Origin of the sequence: Pseudomonas sp. B21-056, assembly GCF_026016325.1 — a bacterium.
Lineage (GTDB): Bacteria > Pseudomonadota > Gammaproteobacteria > Pseudomonadales > Pseudomonadaceae > Aquipseudomonas.
In genome coordinates, this window is record NZ_CP087203.1 from 141,112 (window position 1) to 156,051 (window position 14,940).

Annotated in this window: 8 protein-coding genes and 3 rRNA genes; 10 read left to right on the forward strand and 1 reads right to left on the reverse strand. The window is 59.3% G+C overall.

Going from position 1 to position 14,940, the window contains the following annotated elements; all coding sequences use genetic code 11:
• Positions 1–94 precede the first annotated feature (94 nt).
• The 9 genes from LOY67_RS00685 to pgaD all read left to right on the forward strand — a co-directional run bounded on the left by LOY67_RS00685 (position 95) and on the right by pgaD (position 12,559).
• Positions 95–2,985: ribosomal RNA gene (locus tag LOY67_RS00685) — 23S ribosomal RNA — on the forward strand.
• Positions 2,986–3,141: 156 nt separating this feature from the next.
• Positions 3,142–3,257 (forward strand): 5S ribosomal RNA (gene rrf, locus LOY67_RS00690).
• A 108-nt stretch (positions 3,258–3,365) separates the two neighbouring features.
• Positions 3,366–3,481, forward strand: a 5S ribosomal RNA gene (gene rrf, locus LOY67_RS00695).
• Between the two features lie 194 nt (positions 3,482–3,675).
• A complete protein-coding gene (locus LOY67_RS00700; RefSeq protein ID WP_265065491.1) occupies positions 3,676–4,311 on the forward strand; it encodes an NADH:ubiquinone oxidoreductase subunit N in 636 nt (211 codons plus the stop codon).
• A 156-nt stretch (positions 4,312–4,467) separates the two neighbouring features.
• Positions 4,468–5,973, forward strand: coding sequence for a YdgA family protein (locus LOY67_RS00705; RefSeq protein WP_265065492.1), 1,506 nt, complete (start codon positions 4,468–4,470; stop codon positions 5,971–5,973).
• Positions 5,974–6,211: 238 nt separating this feature from the next.
• A complete protein-coding gene (gene pgaA / locus LOY67_RS00710; protein ID WP_265065493.1) occupies positions 6,212–8,692 on the forward strand; it encodes a poly-beta-1,6 N-acetyl-D-glucosamine export porin PgaA in 2,481 nt (826 codons plus the stop codon).
• A 12-nt stretch (positions 8,693–8,704) separates the two neighbouring features.
• Positions 8,705–10,702: a poly-beta-1,6-N-acetyl-D-glucosamine N-deacetylase PgaB gene (gene pgaB, locus LOY67_RS00715; protein WP_265065494.1), complete on the forward strand. Its 1,998-nt coding sequence runs from the start codon at positions 8,705–8,707 to the stop codon at positions 10,700–10,702.
• Between the two features lies 1 nt (position 10,703).
• A complete protein-coding gene (gene pgaC / locus LOY67_RS00720; protein ID WP_265065495.1) occupies positions 10,704–12,059 on the forward strand; it encodes a poly-beta-1,6-N-acetyl-D-glucosamine synthase in 1,356 nt (451 codons plus the stop codon).
• A complete protein-coding gene (gene pgaD / locus LOY67_RS00725; RefSeq protein WP_265065496.1) occupies positions 12,056–12,559 on the forward strand; it encodes a poly-beta-1,6-N-acetyl-D-glucosamine biosynthesis protein PgaD in 504 nt (167 codons plus the stop codon). Before pgaC ends, pgaD begins: the two co-directional genes overlap by 4 nt.
• A 114-nt stretch (positions 12,560–12,673) precedes the next feature.
• On the opposite strand, the gene LOY67_RS00730 is transcribed toward pgaD, so the two are convergent.
• Positions 12,674–14,209, reverse strand: coding sequence for an FAD-dependent oxidoreductase (locus tag LOY67_RS00730; RefSeq protein ID WP_265065497.1), 1,536 nt, complete (start codon positions 14,207–14,209; stop codon positions 12,674–12,676).
• A 138-nt stretch (positions 14,210–14,347) separates the two neighbouring features.
• Between LOY67_RS00730 and LOY67_RS00735 the strand changes: the two genes are divergently transcribed.
• The gene (locus tag LOY67_RS00735; RefSeq protein WP_265065498.1) at positions 14,348–14,908 is read left to right on the forward strand and encodes a YbhB/YbcL family Raf kinase inhibitor-like protein; all 561 of its coding nucleotides are present in this window, start codon (positions 14,348–14,350) and stop codon (positions 14,906–14,908) included.
• Positions 14,909–14,940: the final 32 nt, after the last annotated feature.

Below are 14,940 nucleotides of genomic sequence, written 5' to 3' on the forward strand. Positions count from 1 at the left end.
GCTAAGGTAAAATTTGTGAGTTCTCGTAATTGAGAAATTCGAATTTTCGGCGAATGTCGTCTTCACAGTATAACCAGATTGCTTGGGGTTATATGGTCAAGTGAAGAAGCGCATACGGTGGATGCCTTGGCAGTCAGAGGCGATGAAAGACGTGGTAGCCTGCGAAAAGCTTCGGGGAGTCGGCAAACAGACTGTGATCCGGAGATGTCTGAATGGGGGAACCCAGCCATCATAAGATGGTTATCTTGTACTGAATACATAGGTGCAAGAGGCGAACCAGGGGAACTGAAACATCTAAGTACCCTGAGGAAAAGAAATCAACCGAGATTCCCTTAGTAGTGGCGAGCGAACGGGGACTAGCCCTTAAGTGCTTTGAGATTAGCGGAACGCTCTGGAAAGTGCGGCCATAGTGGGTGATAGCCCTGTACGCGAAAATCTCTTGGTCATGAAATCGAGTAGGACGGAGCACGAGAAACTTTGTCTGAATATGGGGGGACCATCCTCCAAGGCTAAATACTACTGACTGACCGATAGTGAACCAGTACCGTGAGGGAAAGGCGAAAAGAACCCCGGAGAGGGGAGTGAAATAGATCCTGAAACCGTATGCGTACAAGCAGTGGGAGCCCACTTTGTTGGGTGACTGCGTACCTTTTGTATAATGGGTCAGCGACTTATTTTCAGTGGCGAGCTTAACCGAATAGGGGAGGCGTAGCGAAAGCGAGTCTTAATAGGGCGTCTAGTCGCTGGGAATAGACCCGAAACCGGGCGATCTATCCATGGGCAGGTTGAAGGTTAGGTAACACTGACTGGAGGACCGAACCGACTACCGTTGAAAAGTTAGCGGATGACCTGTGGATCGGAGTGAAAGGCTAATCAAGCTCGGAGATAGCTGGTTCTCCTCGAAAGCTATTTAGGTAGCGCCTCATGTATCACTGTAGGGGGTAGAGCACTGTTTCGGCTAGGGGGTCATCCCGACTTACCAAACCGATGCAAACTCCGAATACCTACAAGTGCCGAGCATGGGAGACACACGGCGGGTGCTAACGTCCGTCGTGAAAAGGGAAACAACCCAGACCGTCAGCTAAGGTCCCAAAGTTATGGTTAAGTGGGAAACGATGTGGGAAGGCTTAGACAGCTAGGAGGTTGGCTTAGAAGCAGCCACCCTTTAAAGAAAGCGTAATAGCTCACTAGTCGAGTCGGCCTGCGCGGAAGATGTAACGGGGCTCAAACCATACACCGAAGCTACGGGTATCACGTAAGTGATGCGGTAGAGGAGCGTTCTGTAAGCCTGTGAAGGTGAGTTGAGAAGCTTGCTGGAGGTATCAGAAGTGCGAATGCTGACATGAGTAACGACAATGGGTGTGAAAAACACCCACGCCGAAAGACCAAGGTTTCCTGCGCAACGTTAATCGACGCAGGGTTAGTCGGTCCCTAAGGCGAGGCTGAAAAGCGTAGTCGATGGAAAACAGGTTAATATTCCTGTACTTCTGGTTATTGCGATGGAGGGACGGAGAAGGCTAGGCCAGCTTGGCGTTGGTTGTCCAAGTTTAAGGTGGTAGGCTGAGATCTTAGGTAAATCCGGGATCTTAAGGCCGAGAGCTGATGACGAGTTACCCTTTGGGTGACGAAGTGGTTGATGCCATGCTTCCAAGAAAAGCTTCTAAGCTTCAGGTAACCAGGAACCGTACCCCAAACCGACACAGGTGGTTGGGTAGAGAATACCAAGGCGCTTGAGAGAACTCGGGTGAAGGAACTAGGCAAAATGGCACCGTAACTTCGGGAGAAGGTGCGCCGGTGAGGGTGAAGCACTTGCTGCGTAAGCCCACGCCGGTCGAAGATACCAGGCCGCTGCGACTGTTTATTAAAAACACAGCACTCTGCAAACACGAAAGTGGACGTATAGGGTGTGACGCCTGCCCGGTGCCGGAAGGTTAATTGATGGGGTTAGCTAACGCGAAGCTCTTGATCGAAGCCCCGGTAAACGGCGGCCGTAACTATAACGGTCCTAAGGTAGCGAAATTCCTTGTCGGGTAAGTTCCGACCTGCACGAATGGCGTAACGATGGCGGCGCTGTCTCCACCCGAGACTCAGTGAAATTGAAATCGCTGTGAAGATGCAGTGTATCCGCGGCTAGACGGAAAGACCCCGTGAACCTTTACTATAGCTTTGCACTGGACTTTGAATTTGCTTGTGTAGGATAGGTGGGAGGCTTTGAAGCGTGGACGCCAGTCTGCGTGGAGCCATCCTTGAAATACCACCCTGGCAACTTTGAGGTTCTAACTCAGGTCCGTTATCCGGATCGAGGACAGTGTATGGTGGGTAGTTTGACTGGGGCGGTCTCCTCCTAAAGAGTAACGGAGGAGTACGAAGGTGCGCTCAGACCGGTCGGAAATCGGTCGTAGAGTATAAAGGCAAAAGCGCGCTTGACTGCGAGACAGACACGTCGAGCAGGTACGAAAGTAGGTCTTAGTGATCCGGTGGTTCTGTATGGAAGGGCCATCGCTCAACGGATAAAAGGTACTCCGGGGATAACAGGCTGATACCGCCCAAGAGTTCATATCGACGGCGGTGTTTGGCACCTCGATGTCGGCTCATCACATCCTGGGGCTGAAGCCGGTCCCAAGGGTATGGCTGTTCGCCATTTAAAGTGGTACGCGAGCTGGGTTTAGAACGTCGTGAGACAGTTCGGTCCCTATCTGCCGTGGACGTTTGAGATTTGAGAGGGGCTGCTCCTAGTACGAGAGGACCGGAGTGGACGAACCTCTGGTGTTCCGGTTGTCACGCCAGTGGCATTGCCGGGTAGCTATGTTCGGAAAAGATAACCGCTGAAAGCATCTAAGCGGGAAACTTGCCTCAAGATGAGATCTCACTGGAGCCTTGAGCTCCCTGAAGGGCCGTCGAAGACTACGACGTTGATAGGCAGGGTGTGTAAGCGCTGTGAGGCGTTGAGCTAACCTGTACTAATTGCCCGTGAGGCTTGACCATATAACACCCAAGCAATTTGCTGACCCGAAAGGGCACCAGATTGCGGTGTGTGAAGACGAAGTGAACCGAAAGTTCGACTGACTCGCAAAACACCGACTGTCACATACCCAATTTGCTGAAGCGAGGCCAACCGGTCCCGACTCAGTACCCGAATTTCTTGACGACCATAGAGCGTTGGAACCACCTGATCCCATCCCGAACTCAGCAGTGAAACGATGCATCGCCGATGGTAGTGTGGGGTTTCCCCATGTGAGAGTAGGTCATCGTCAAGATTAAATTCCGAAACCCCTATCTGCTGACGCAGGTAGGGGTTTTGTTTTTAGTAGAAGTTATCGATTTTCTCCGGCTCGTTGCTGTTGAACGGGCTGGTCACAGAATTTCTTGACGACCATAGAGCGTTGGAACCACCTGATCCCATCCCGAACTCAGCAGTGAAACGATGCATCGCCGATGGTAGTGTGGGGTTTCCCCATGTGAGAGTAGGTCATCGTCAAGATTGAATTCCCAAAACCCCTGTCTGCTGACGCAGACAGGGGTTTTGTCGTTTTGGGCCGGTAATCGGATCGTACCCCTGATTGCTGTCGACACCCCGGCAAACCCTGGTGCCGTTGCTATGCTGTGAGTGTCGGGGGACTGGCAAAAAACGGAACCCGCGACGTCAACGCGTCACTGGTCATGGGGATTCCAATAATGAAAAACCCTTATGCTCCCGGTTTCTGGTGTGCCATCGCAGCCTTGGTGTTGCTTTCGGCCACTTATTTCTATGGCGTCATGCTGACTCATCAGATCGAAAAGGCGCTGATATTCCTGGACAGTGCGTCTGCGCTGATCGGCGTGATATCCATTGCTGTCGTCGCCTGGGCTTCGCTGCAAGGGCAACGCATCAAGAAGAAACATCTAGGACAAGGCAAGACCCTGGTGCTGATATGGGACACCAAGGTCGCATTACGACGGGTCGAAACAGTGTTCGATCGTTATTTCTGGGGCAGCTACTGGCAGCCTGGTCGCACCTTTCAGGAGGTCATGGGCGAGCTCACAGGTACTCCGCTGGAAAAAAGCCTCGAAGCCCTGAAAATCCAATGTGCCGCCTTGGACAAACAAGTCGCTCAGGGCAGTTGGCATTGGCTCAGCAATGCCCGTGAGCTGTGTGATGTCGCCAATGCCATGGCCCGTGAGCGTTATCAGCTGGACTTCTGCGACCCCCGTGCAGAGCCATCGGGCGCAGCGGTGATCAACCGCGATTTCGAAGTACTGGTGTACACCTGGACGGCACGGCTCAGGACTTTCGACCATCAGCTGGACGAAATTGAAGTCGAATATTCGTAGACCACCTCTCAAGAATTTGCTTTTCCCCCTTTAAACATTGGGCCCCCAGGGGTGCCTGATGGTAATCTCCCCCCACTTTACGGCGTCAAGCCACACCCTTCGTGGGTCAGGGAAGACGACGGCTTTTTTCAACCATGGATATCGATCGGGTCACTTATGAATAAATCAGCAAGCGTACTCTTGGGAATCGTTGTAGCGATCGGCGCTGTCAGTGCGGGCGGCGCCTGGTACACCGGGACCAAGCTTGAGGGCGTGCTGCAAACTGCCATTGCTGAAAGTAACAAGCAGATGGTGACTGCCCTGGCCGGCTCCAACAGCTCCTCCTCGATCGAGCTGGTTTCGCTGGACCGTGGAATCTTCAGCAGCACCGCCCATTATCGCCTCAAAGGCGCAGGCGATATGTTTGGTGGCGAAGCGGTTGAGCTGCTGTTCGTGGACAACATCGAACACGGTCCGCTGCCTTTTTCGCGTCTGGTGACGCTCAAGTGGTTGCCGGTCATGGCCACCAGTCACACCGAGATCGAGCGGACCCCGCTGACCGAAAAATGGTTCGCTGCCGCCAAGGACAAATCTCCTGTTAAAGGTGTGTTCAACCTGGGCTACGACCAGTCGGTCAACGGCACGCTGGAATTGCTGCCCTTGGATGCCAAGCTGGATGAGCAATCCCAGGTTGTCTTCTCCGGCCTCAAAATCGACCTGGCCGCCAGCGCCCAGGCACAGAAGATCAAGGCCGACGGTTACATGGACAGTCTCAAGCTGACCAGCGTCGCAGAAGATCAGAGCCCGGTACTGGTCGAGCTGAATGGCCTGACGCTTGCCAGCAACCTGAGCAAAAGCACCTACGGCTATTACATGGGCGATAACGCCCTGATCCTGAGCAACACCAAGGCCAGCTTCGGTGAGCAGAAGTCCGTGGTGGGCCTGAAGAATATCGAGATGAAGAACAGCAGCACCGAAAGCGGCACCAGCGCTTCGGGGCGTGCCGATTACAAGATCGGAGAGTTGTCGTTCAACGATAAGACCATTGGCGCCGCGCAGATGGCAATCAGTGTGAAGAACCTCGACATCCCCGCAACCATGTCGCTGATGCAGGTTTATCAGGCCAAGCTGCAGCCCTATGAAAAAGCCGCTGCCGAGGCCGCTGAAGCCGGTGAGCCCGCTCCGGAGTTGAGCCTGACCGAGGCCGAAGAGGCACAGGTCAAGGCCGACCTGGAAAAACTCCTGGCCGGTGGTCCGCAGGTGGCGTTGGAGAATCTGTCGTTCAGTACCGCCAGCGGTGAAAGCCGTGCGAGCCTGGTCGTCAATCTGGCCAAGCCGCAATCGATGGACCTGCCGCCTGATGAGCTGGGTCGTCAATTGCTCGCCCTGCTGGAATTCAACGTGAAAGTGTCCAAGCCGATGCTGGTAGACCTGGCGACCGTGCAAGCCCAGATGGAAGGTCAGACGGACGCTAAACTGATCGCTGATCAGGCCCTTGCCACCAGCGATATGTTCAGCTCTATGGCAGTGGGCACACAACTGGCGACACTGGAAGGCAACGATGTGGTGACCAAGCTGCGCTACGCCAATAACCAGGTTGATTTCAACGGTCAGAAAATGACAGTCGAAGAATTCACAGCGTTTGTGATGAACCAGGTGGGTGGCGGCGTCGCCGTTCAGTAACAGCCTTGTGCAACATCAAGAACCGGTCCGTGCATTGAGCACGGGCCGGTTTTTTTTCATCTTTTGATAAGTGTCGAATCTGTATCGATTCTGAAGAATTGTGGCGTTCTGGAAAATGACCCACCCGGCAATGCAAAACTAAGCCCATTAGAGCTTGGCTGGATTCCTTTGATCCGGCTTCCTGTTTGATGGGCAAGGGGGCATTGCGACCCGGCTGGCCATGTAAGGATGCTGACGAATGCCGCGTATTGTGGGTCCTCTTATTCAATGCGGTTTGCGCCCGTTGTTTGGCGCCGTGTTGTGCAGCCAGTTGTGCTGGCCGGCCTTCGCATTCGCCGATACCGCCTATGACCAGAGCGTGCTCGACGCCCGTGCCGGCCACTACATGCCTGCGTTGACCATGCTGCGTCAGCTACCGGCCGGACGGGCCAGCGCCGCGCAGATCAGTGATCATCTGCAGATTGCCAGTTGGGCCGGCCTGGATACCGAAGTGGTCAAGGTCTACGAGACCCAGGGGCACCATCATGACCTGCCGGTCCAGGCACTGAGCGCAACGGCCCGCGCCTATCGCAACCTCAAGCGCTGGGATTCGGCTGCCGAGTTGTACCGCCAGGCGCTGCTGATCGATCCTCAGAACCCCGACCTGCAACTCGGCCTGGCCTTGACCCAGGCCGATGCCGGCAAGCCTGATGAAGCCGTCAATCGGGCCAGGGCCATGGTCGCCGAGAAGCCTGAAGACCCGACGCGTCGAATGGCCTTGGGTTATGCCCTGACCCGCGCCGGCAATCCTCACGAGGCACTGTTCGAGTACGACCAGGCCTTCTCGCGTGCGGGCAACTGGCCCGAAATCGCCGGGGAATACATCAATGCCTTGCAGCGTGCACGCCTGCCGGAGCCGGCATTGCGTCTGGCTCGTCTCCAGCCGGGGCTGATCGACCGTGGCGTGCAGCGTCGACTGGAAGGCGACGTGGCAGCCGAACGGGTTCGCCTGGCGGACATGGCCAGTCGCAGCGAAAAGGAGCGCTTCGTCATCGCTGACCGTGCCCTGGCCGATTACGATAAGTTGCTCGCCACCTGGACCCCGGTGGCCGAGGCCCATGATGACGTACTCCGCTGGCGAATCGACCGCATGGGCGCGCTCAATGCCCGGGCCCGTCGGGCGGAAGTGATTGCCGAGTACCAGAAGTTGATCGCCGAAGGCGTGAGTATTCCCACTTATGCCCTGCGCTGGGTGGCGTCCTCCTACCTGGAGCAGCGTGAGCCGGAGATCGCTGTCGACCTGTACCGACGAGTGCTGACGGCGCCGGACGCCGATGCGGCGGATCGCTTCGAAGACAGTACCGCGCTTTATTACGCACTGCTGGAAAGCGAAAAGTCTGAAGAGGCCCGTGCCTTGGCCGAGGACCTGGCGAAGTCCCAGCGTCCACGGGTCGAGCTCAAGGGGCTGCCAATCGGTAATCCCAACGACGAATGGATGGATGCCCAGCAACTCGCCGCCCAATCCGGGACGTATGGTGCTGATCTGCCGTCCGCCGAGGCACGCCTGGAAACCCTGGTCAATCAAGGACCGGGCAATATCGGCCTGCGGCTGGCCCAGGCTGATCTGTATCAGGCGCGGGATTGGCCGCGACGTTCGGAAAGTCTGCTCAAGGAAGTCGAGGCGACCACCCCGCGCAACCGTGACCTGGAAATCGCCCAGGCCCGCGCCGCCATGGATTTGCAGGAATGGCGGCAGCTGGATGCGCTGACGGATGACGTGGTTGCTCGCTATCCGGAAAACGCCCATGTCAAACGCTTGCAACGCCAGCGCGACGTGCACGACATGGCTGAACTGCGCATCGAGGCCTACACCGGAAAAAGTTATGGCGGCGGCAACGGTGACGCCGGCGCGGTCACCGGCAGCCGGGACTTCGGTATCGAAACATTGCTCTACAGCCCACCCATCGACGAGGACTGGCGGCTGTTCGGCGGCGTCGGTTACGCCACTGGCGATTTCGAGGAAGGCACCGGCCATCACCGCTGGCAGCGCCTGGGTGTCGAGCGCCGTAGCCGCGACATGACCCTGGAAGCGGAGGTCTCCAACCACGCCTATGGCTCCGGTGACAAACAGGGCGCCCGCGTGGCGGTGGCCCGGGATATCGATGATCACTGGCAGTACGGCGGCAGTCTGGATTATCTCTCGGTCAACACGCCGCTGCGTGCGCTCAACAGCGGCATTCGCGCCAACGGCGGCAGCGGCTTCATCCGCTGGCGGGCCCATGAAAGCCGTGAGTGGCGATTGACGGTCAGCCCCTCCCATTTTAGCGATGGCAACAACCGTCTCGAGACCCTGCTGACCGGCCGCGAAGGCATCTACAGCACCCCACGCCTGCAAGTGGAACTGGGCCTGGACGTGGAGGCCAGCCGCAACAGTGGTTCCAACGAAGTGCCCTACTTCAACCCCAAGTCGGACTTCAGCGTCATGCCGACCGTCACGGCCAACCACGTGCTGCATCGTCGTTACGAAACCACGTGGAGCCAGCAATTCCAGGTCGGTGCCGGCAGCTACAGCCAGCGCGACCACGGCACCGGCGCCATGGGACTGCTCGGCTACGGCCAGCGTTTCATCTGGAACGACGTGCTTGAGGCCGGCGCCACCCTGAGCTGGCTCAACCGCCCTTACGACGGCGATCGTGAAAGCGATCTGCGCCTGCTCGTCGACCTCACCTACCGCTTCTAGAAGAGTTTGAAGATGCCTGTCATTTCGCGATTCATCCTTCTGCTGGGGGTCTTGCTGATCAGCGCGTGTGCCCAGCAGGCCCCGGCGTTCACGCCGCCCTCGCAACGCCCGCTGGCGGCCAACGATGAGCCGTGGCCGAAGAATCATGTGCTCGGCATCGCCTACCACGACGTCGAGGATCTTGATCCGGACCAGGCGCTGGTGGCCGTGCGCACCGAGCGGCTGATCGAACAACTGGCGTGGCTGCGGGAAAACAACTATCAGCCGGTCACCGTGGACCAGATCATCGCCGCCCGCAATGGCGGCCCTGAACTGCCGCCGCGTGCAGTGCTGCTGAGCTTCGACGACGGCTATTCGAGTTTCTATACCCGTGTCATGCCGATCCTGCGCGCCTATAACTGGCCGGCAATCCTGGCGCCGGTAGGCAGTTGGATTGATACGCCGCTTAACCAGCCGGTGGATTTCGCCGGGGTACCGCGCAAGCGCTCCGAGTTCCTGACCTGGGAGCAGATTCGTGAAGTGTCGAAATCGGGGCTGGTGGAGATCGCTGCTCATACCGACGCCAATCACAAAGGCATTCCCGCCAACCCGCAAGGCAACCAGCAACCCGCGGCCACCACCCGGCGCTACGATCCCGTCACTGGCCGCTATGAAGCCGAGGCCGATTTCCAGGCGCGCCTGCGCAAGGACGTCGCGTCGATCTCCGAGAAAATCCGCAAGGTCACCGGCTACCGTCCGCGAATCTGGGTCTGGCCTTACGGGGAGGCCGATGGTACCGCGCTGCAGGTGATCGACAGCGAGGGTTATAAAATGGCCCTGACCCTGGAGGACGGCCTCGACAGCCTCGATAACCTGATGAGCGGGCCGCGGTTTCTGGTGGCTTCCGATCCGGATGGCGCACATTTCGCCGAGAGCATCGTTTCGGTGCAGACGCTGGACCCGATGCGCGTGGTTCATGTTGACCTGGATTATGTCTACGACCCCGACCCCGTGCAGCAGGAAGCCAATGTCGGCAAACTGATCCAGCGCATTTCCGACCTGGGCGCCAACACGGTGTTCTTGCAGGCCTTCGCCGATCCGAAGGGCGACGGCCTGGTGCATTCACTGTATTTCCCCAACCGTCACCTGCCGGTACGGGCCGATCTGTTCGACCGGGTTGCATGGCAACTGCGCACCCGGGCCAACGCCAAGGTCTATGCCTGGATGCCGGTGCTCAGTTTTGCCCTGGATGCGAAGCTGCAGCGAGTACAGCGTTGGGATCCGGAAACCGGCAGGACCGCCATCGCCCCGGACCAGTACGTGCGCTTGTCGCCGTTCGATCCGAACGTGCGCAAAGTCATCGGCGAAATCTACGAAGACCTGGCACGAATGAGCTCGTTGGACGGCGTCCTGTACCACGACGACGCCGTGTTCTCCGACTTCGAGGATGCCAGCCCCGCAGCCCTGAAGGTCTATGCCGCCAACGGCCTGCCGACGTCCATCGCCGCCCTGCGCGAAGACCCGGCTGCGCTGCAACGCTGGACCCGCTTCAAGAGCCGCTACCTCATCGACTTCACCCATGAACTCACCGCCAAGGTCCGGGCGATTCGCGGTCCGCAGGTGCTGACGGCGCGCAATATCTTTGCCGAACCGATGCTCAACCCTGAAAGCGAAGCCTGGTTCGCCCAGAACCTCGACGATTTCCTCGGTGCCTACGACTGGACGGCACCGATGGCCATGCCGTTGATGGAGAAACAGACCCGTGCGCAGTCCGGCCCCTGGCTGGAGCGTCTGGTCCAGACCGTCAAGGCCCGTCCCGGCGCCCTCAAGCGCACGGTGTTCGAATTGCAGGCCCGTGACTGGGACAGCAAACCGGTCAGCGATATTGAGGGCGAACAATTGGCCGACTGGATGGGACGCCTCAAGCGCCAGGGCGTGACCAGTTTCGGCTACTACCCGGACAACTTCATCGAAGACCAGCCCGCGGTGAAAACCGTGCGGCCGGCGCTCTCCAACAAGTGGAATCCTTGACATGCTCGACAGACTGCTCGCCCTGCTGGTGCTGGCGATTGTCCTTGGGGTGCCCCTGGGCCTGATCTTCCTGGTCACCGGGCAATTCCTGATGGACTTCGTGTTCTTCTATCCGTTGTTCATGTCCGCCCTGTGGATCGCCGGTGGCCTGTATTTCTGGTTGCACTGGGAGCGTCACTGGCCGTGGAAGGACGACACCCTGCCGCCGCCCCTGGCCGGCGAGCCGCTGATCAGCATCCTGGTGCCCTGCTTCAACGAGGGTGACAACGTTGCCGACACCATCCATGCGGCGCTGGGCCAGCACTATCCGAACATTGAAGTCATCGCCATCAACGACGGTTCCAAGGACAACACCGGCCAGGCCCTCGATATGTTGGCGCTGGAAGATCCACGCCTGCGGGTGTTGCACCTGGCGGAGAACCAGGGCAAGGCCGTGGCCCTGCGCATGGGCGCCATCGCGGCCCGCAGCGAGTACCTGGTGTGCATCGACGGCGATGCACTGCTGGCACCCAATACCTGCGCCTATCTGGTGGCGCCGATGCTGGAGAACGCCCGTCTTGGCGCGGTGACCGGCAACCCGCGCATCCGCACCCGTTCAACATTGGTGGGTCGGGTCCAGGTCGGTGAGTTCTCATCGATCATCGGCCTGATCAAGCGTACCCAGCGGGTTTTCGGGCGGATCTTTACGGTCTCCGGCGTGATCGTCGCCTTCCGTCGCACCGCTCTGCACCGGGTCGGCTACTGGAGCCCGGACATGATCACCGAGGACATTGATATCAGTTGGAAACTGCAACTGGACCACTGGAGCATCTTCTACGAGCCCCGTGCGCTGTGCTGGATCCTCATGCCCGAAACCCTGCGCGGGCTATGGCGGCAGCGGCTGCGCTGGGCCCAGGGCGGCGCCGAGGTGCTGTTCAAGAATATCCGTGGCATCTGGCAATACCGGCATCGCTACCTGTGGCCGCTGCTGTTCGAGTATTGCCTGTCCACCGGCTGGGCGTTCACGTTCCTGCTGTCGGTGGTGTTCTGGGGTGCCGGTAAATTTGTCGAGATGCCGGCGGCCATTGCGGTCGACCATCTCATGCCGCCGGCCTTCACCGGGTTGTTGCTGGCGGTGGTATGCCTGATGCAGTTCGCGGTGAGCATCCTCATTGATCGCCGCTACGAAAAAGGCCTGTGGCACATCATGTTCTGGGTGGTCTGGTACCCGTTGGTGTTCTGGTTGATCAGCCTGCTCACCACCCTGGTGAGTTTTCCGAAAGTACTGTTCGGCCAGCATCAGAAGCGTGCGCGCTGGGTCAGCCCGGATCGCGGTATCAAGCCGTTTGGTGATGAAGAAGAGGAAGTGATCCGATGAAAATTATCAGGACCCGGCAAAGGCCTTTTCTGGTGCTCATCGATGTGTTCTTCACGGTGCTGGCGTGGGTTGGGTTGTTGTACCTGCTGGCCAATGGGCTCTGGCCGCTGTTCGACAGTCACGCCGGGCCGCGCTTCGGCGGCGCGTGGCTGGACACGCTAGGGACGTTGCAGATCTACGGCTGGGTGGCACTGGTCAACGCGGTGCTGCTGATTACCTGGGCGCGTTATCAGCAGCGCAAAAGCCGAAGTTTCGCCCAGCGTCGATTGCCGGCGCCGGTCGTCGACGATCAAGGCTTGAGCGACAGTTTCAAATTGACCGACGAGCGCCTGGACACCCTGCGCCGGCCGGGCTCAAAAATCATCCACAACAACCAGGACGGTGATATCAGCCACGTCGTGCCGCACTTTCATGTGTTGAGCAAGGAATTGCAGCCACCTCCCTTGGCGCCGCCGGAGCAGGCGCGGGTTATCCAGCTGCCGGCCGATCATTCGATGTAGACGCTACTGACGCCTTCGCGAGCAGGCTCGCTCCCACATTGAGCTGCGTTGCCTACGAACTTGGTGTTCAACATCAATTCCTGTGGGGGCGAGCCTGCTCGCGAAGGCGATGGGTCAGGCGCTTGAAAAATCCCGGATCAACCGCCACGCCTCGTCCACCGACAGCGGTTGTTTCATGCGTTGGGCCAGCGCCGCCATGGCCCGGCCTTCGTCGCAGGCCACCGCGGCGGCAACGAGGCCGTCCTTGCCCAGCAGGCCGATGAAGGGCGGATGCTCGGGGGTGCCCTTGAACTGCACCTCGTCCCATTGTTCGGCATGACCGAGGTAGTCGTAGCGTTTGCCGAAGTGATAGGTCCAGAAAAACGGCACGTCCAGGTAATGCTCTTCACCACCGAGCATGTTTGCTGCCGCGATCCGGGCCTGTTGCTGGGCCAGGCGCCAGTGTTCGATTCGCCGGGGCTGGCCGTTGAGAGGAAACGTCGCGATATCGCCGACCGCCCATAATCCTTCGGCCACGCGCATGCCGGCGTCGACGGTCAATGACTGGTCTTCTTCCCGGGGTAAATCGGCAAACGGTTCGGTGGCCGGCCGCACGCCGATGCCGACAATTACAAGGTCTGCCGCAAAGCGCTGGCCGTTATCCAGCACCACGGCCTTCACCTTGCCGGCACCTTCGATTCGCGCCGCTTCGCCATCGGTGTGATACACCACGCCGTTGGCTCGATGCCGGGCCAGGATAGCCTGGCCGACAGTGTCGCCCAACTGCGCCGCGAACGGCACCGGGTGACGGGCCAGGACGGTGACGTCCAGCCCGCGTTTACGCAGCGACGAGGCGACTTCCATGGCAATGAAACTGTCACCGATGATCACCGCCTGTTGCCCCGGTCGAGCGCTGTCGAGGATCCGCCGTGTGTGTTCCATTGAGCGCAGCACGAACACCTGGGGTAAATTGATGCCGGGCAGGTCCGGGGTCTTGGGCGCTCCGCCAGTGGCGATCAACGCTGCGTCGTAGCTCAACGTCTGCCCGTCGGCCAGGCGAATCTGGCGAGAAGTGCTATCCAGACCCACGACCTCGCCGTGAATCCGTTCGATGCGTTGCTGGGTGAAGTAAGTTTCATCGCGCAGCGTGGGTGTCTCGTCGACCGTCATGTCACCGGCCAGCACATATTTGCTCAGCACCGTGCGGTCATATCCGGCATCGGTTTCGCGATCGATCATCTGGATTCGGCCGCCGAAGCCTTTCTCGCGCAATGCCGCAACGCAGGCGGTGCCGGCGGCTCCGGCACCGATGATGACAAAGGTACGTGGGTCGTCGGCCGGCGGGATTTTTTCCGCGGGCAACGGTTGGTCGTCGACCCAGATGTCGCCATCGCGCACCTCGACGTGATAGCGCTCCAGGCTGTCGAGGGCCGGCGGTTCGCACAGGGCGCCGTCTTCGGCCCGAAACGCCGCCTTGTGCCAGGGGCAGATCAGCCTTCCATGACACACCGCACCCTTGGCCAGCGGCGCGCCGGCGTGGGGGCATCGGCCCTGGAAGGCGCGCACCTGGCCGCCTGCGCGCAGCAGCAGGAGGGGCGTGTCGTTGATCTTGACTTCGAGGCCGCGGTCTTCGCGTATATCCGCGAAGCGGGCGACGTTATGCAGGGGCATGGTCGTTCTCCGACAGGCGTTTCCCATTAGAACCGGTGGGGCGGAACGAGGTTCAGCATAATTGTCACTGCAACCCGGGCGGCGCTGAGGCTATAGTGCGCAAGCCGTCCATGGCCTGACCCGCATAAGGTGCCCGGTATGACCCGATTGACCTCTCTCAACCCCTGGCTGGCGGCCATCGCCCTGGTGCTGTGCGCACAGGGGGCTGTCCAGGCCGAGGAGCGTTTCACCCTCAACATCCCCGGCGTGTCGGACGACCGCCTCTTCACCGCTGCGGCTGCCAGCGACGCCAACAATTGCGGTGGCAAGAACATTTCCCCGGCCTTGAGCTGGAACGCTGGCCCGCCGGGTACCCTCAGCTATGCCATCGTCATGCTGGATCCGGATGGCCAAAGAGGCCAGGGCGTCGATCACTGGGTCCTTTACGGCATCAAGGCCAGCACGCGGCAAATACCGGCAGGCGCGGGCACCAAGACCACGTTGGAAGGCATGAGCGGTATCAACAGCAAGAACACCCATGGTTATATCGGTCCGTGCCCTCCCGTCGGTGACAGCGCTCATCACTATCTGATCCAGCTCTTTGCCCTGGACCTGCCGCCGGATGCGTTGCCCGCGGGGCTGAACCGCGCCCAATTGATGGAAAAGATCAACGGCCACGTGTTGCGCAACAGCAGCGTCGTGCGGCGTTACCACCGCTGATTCATCCTATGAACCCCGCTGGACTTTGTAGG

Coding starts and splice junctions, on each gene's coding strand:
- pgaB (WP_265065494.1), top strand. CDS start 8,705: ATGCCTGTCATTTCGCGATTCATCCTTCTGCTGGGGGTCTTGCTGATC.
- LOY67_RS00705 (WP_265065492.1), top strand. CDS start 4,468: ATGAATAAATCAGCAAGCGTACTCTTGGGAATCGTTGTAGCGATCGGC.
- LOY67_RS00735 (WP_265065498.1), top strand. CDS start 14,348: ATGACCCGATTGACCTCTCTCAACCCCTGGCTGGCGGCCATCGCCCTG.
- pgaA (WP_265065493.1), top strand. CDS start 6,212: ATGCCGCGTATTGTGGGTCCTCTTATTCAATGCGGTTTGCGCCCGTTG.
- LOY67_RS00700 (WP_265065491.1), top strand. CDS start 3,676: ATGAAAAACCCTTATGCTCCCGGTTTCTGGTGTGCCATCGCAGCCTTG.
- pgaD (WP_265065496.1), top strand. CDS start 12,056: ATGAAAATTATCAGGACCCGGCAAAGGCCTTTTCTGGTGCTCATCGAT.
- LOY67_RS00730 (WP_265065497.1), bottom strand. CDS start 14,209: ATGCCCCTGCATAACGTCGCCCGCTTCGCGGATATACGCGAAGACCGC.
- pgaC (WP_265065495.1), top strand. CDS start 10,704: ATGCTCGACAGACTGCTCGCCCTGCTGGTGCTGGCGATTGTCCTTGGG.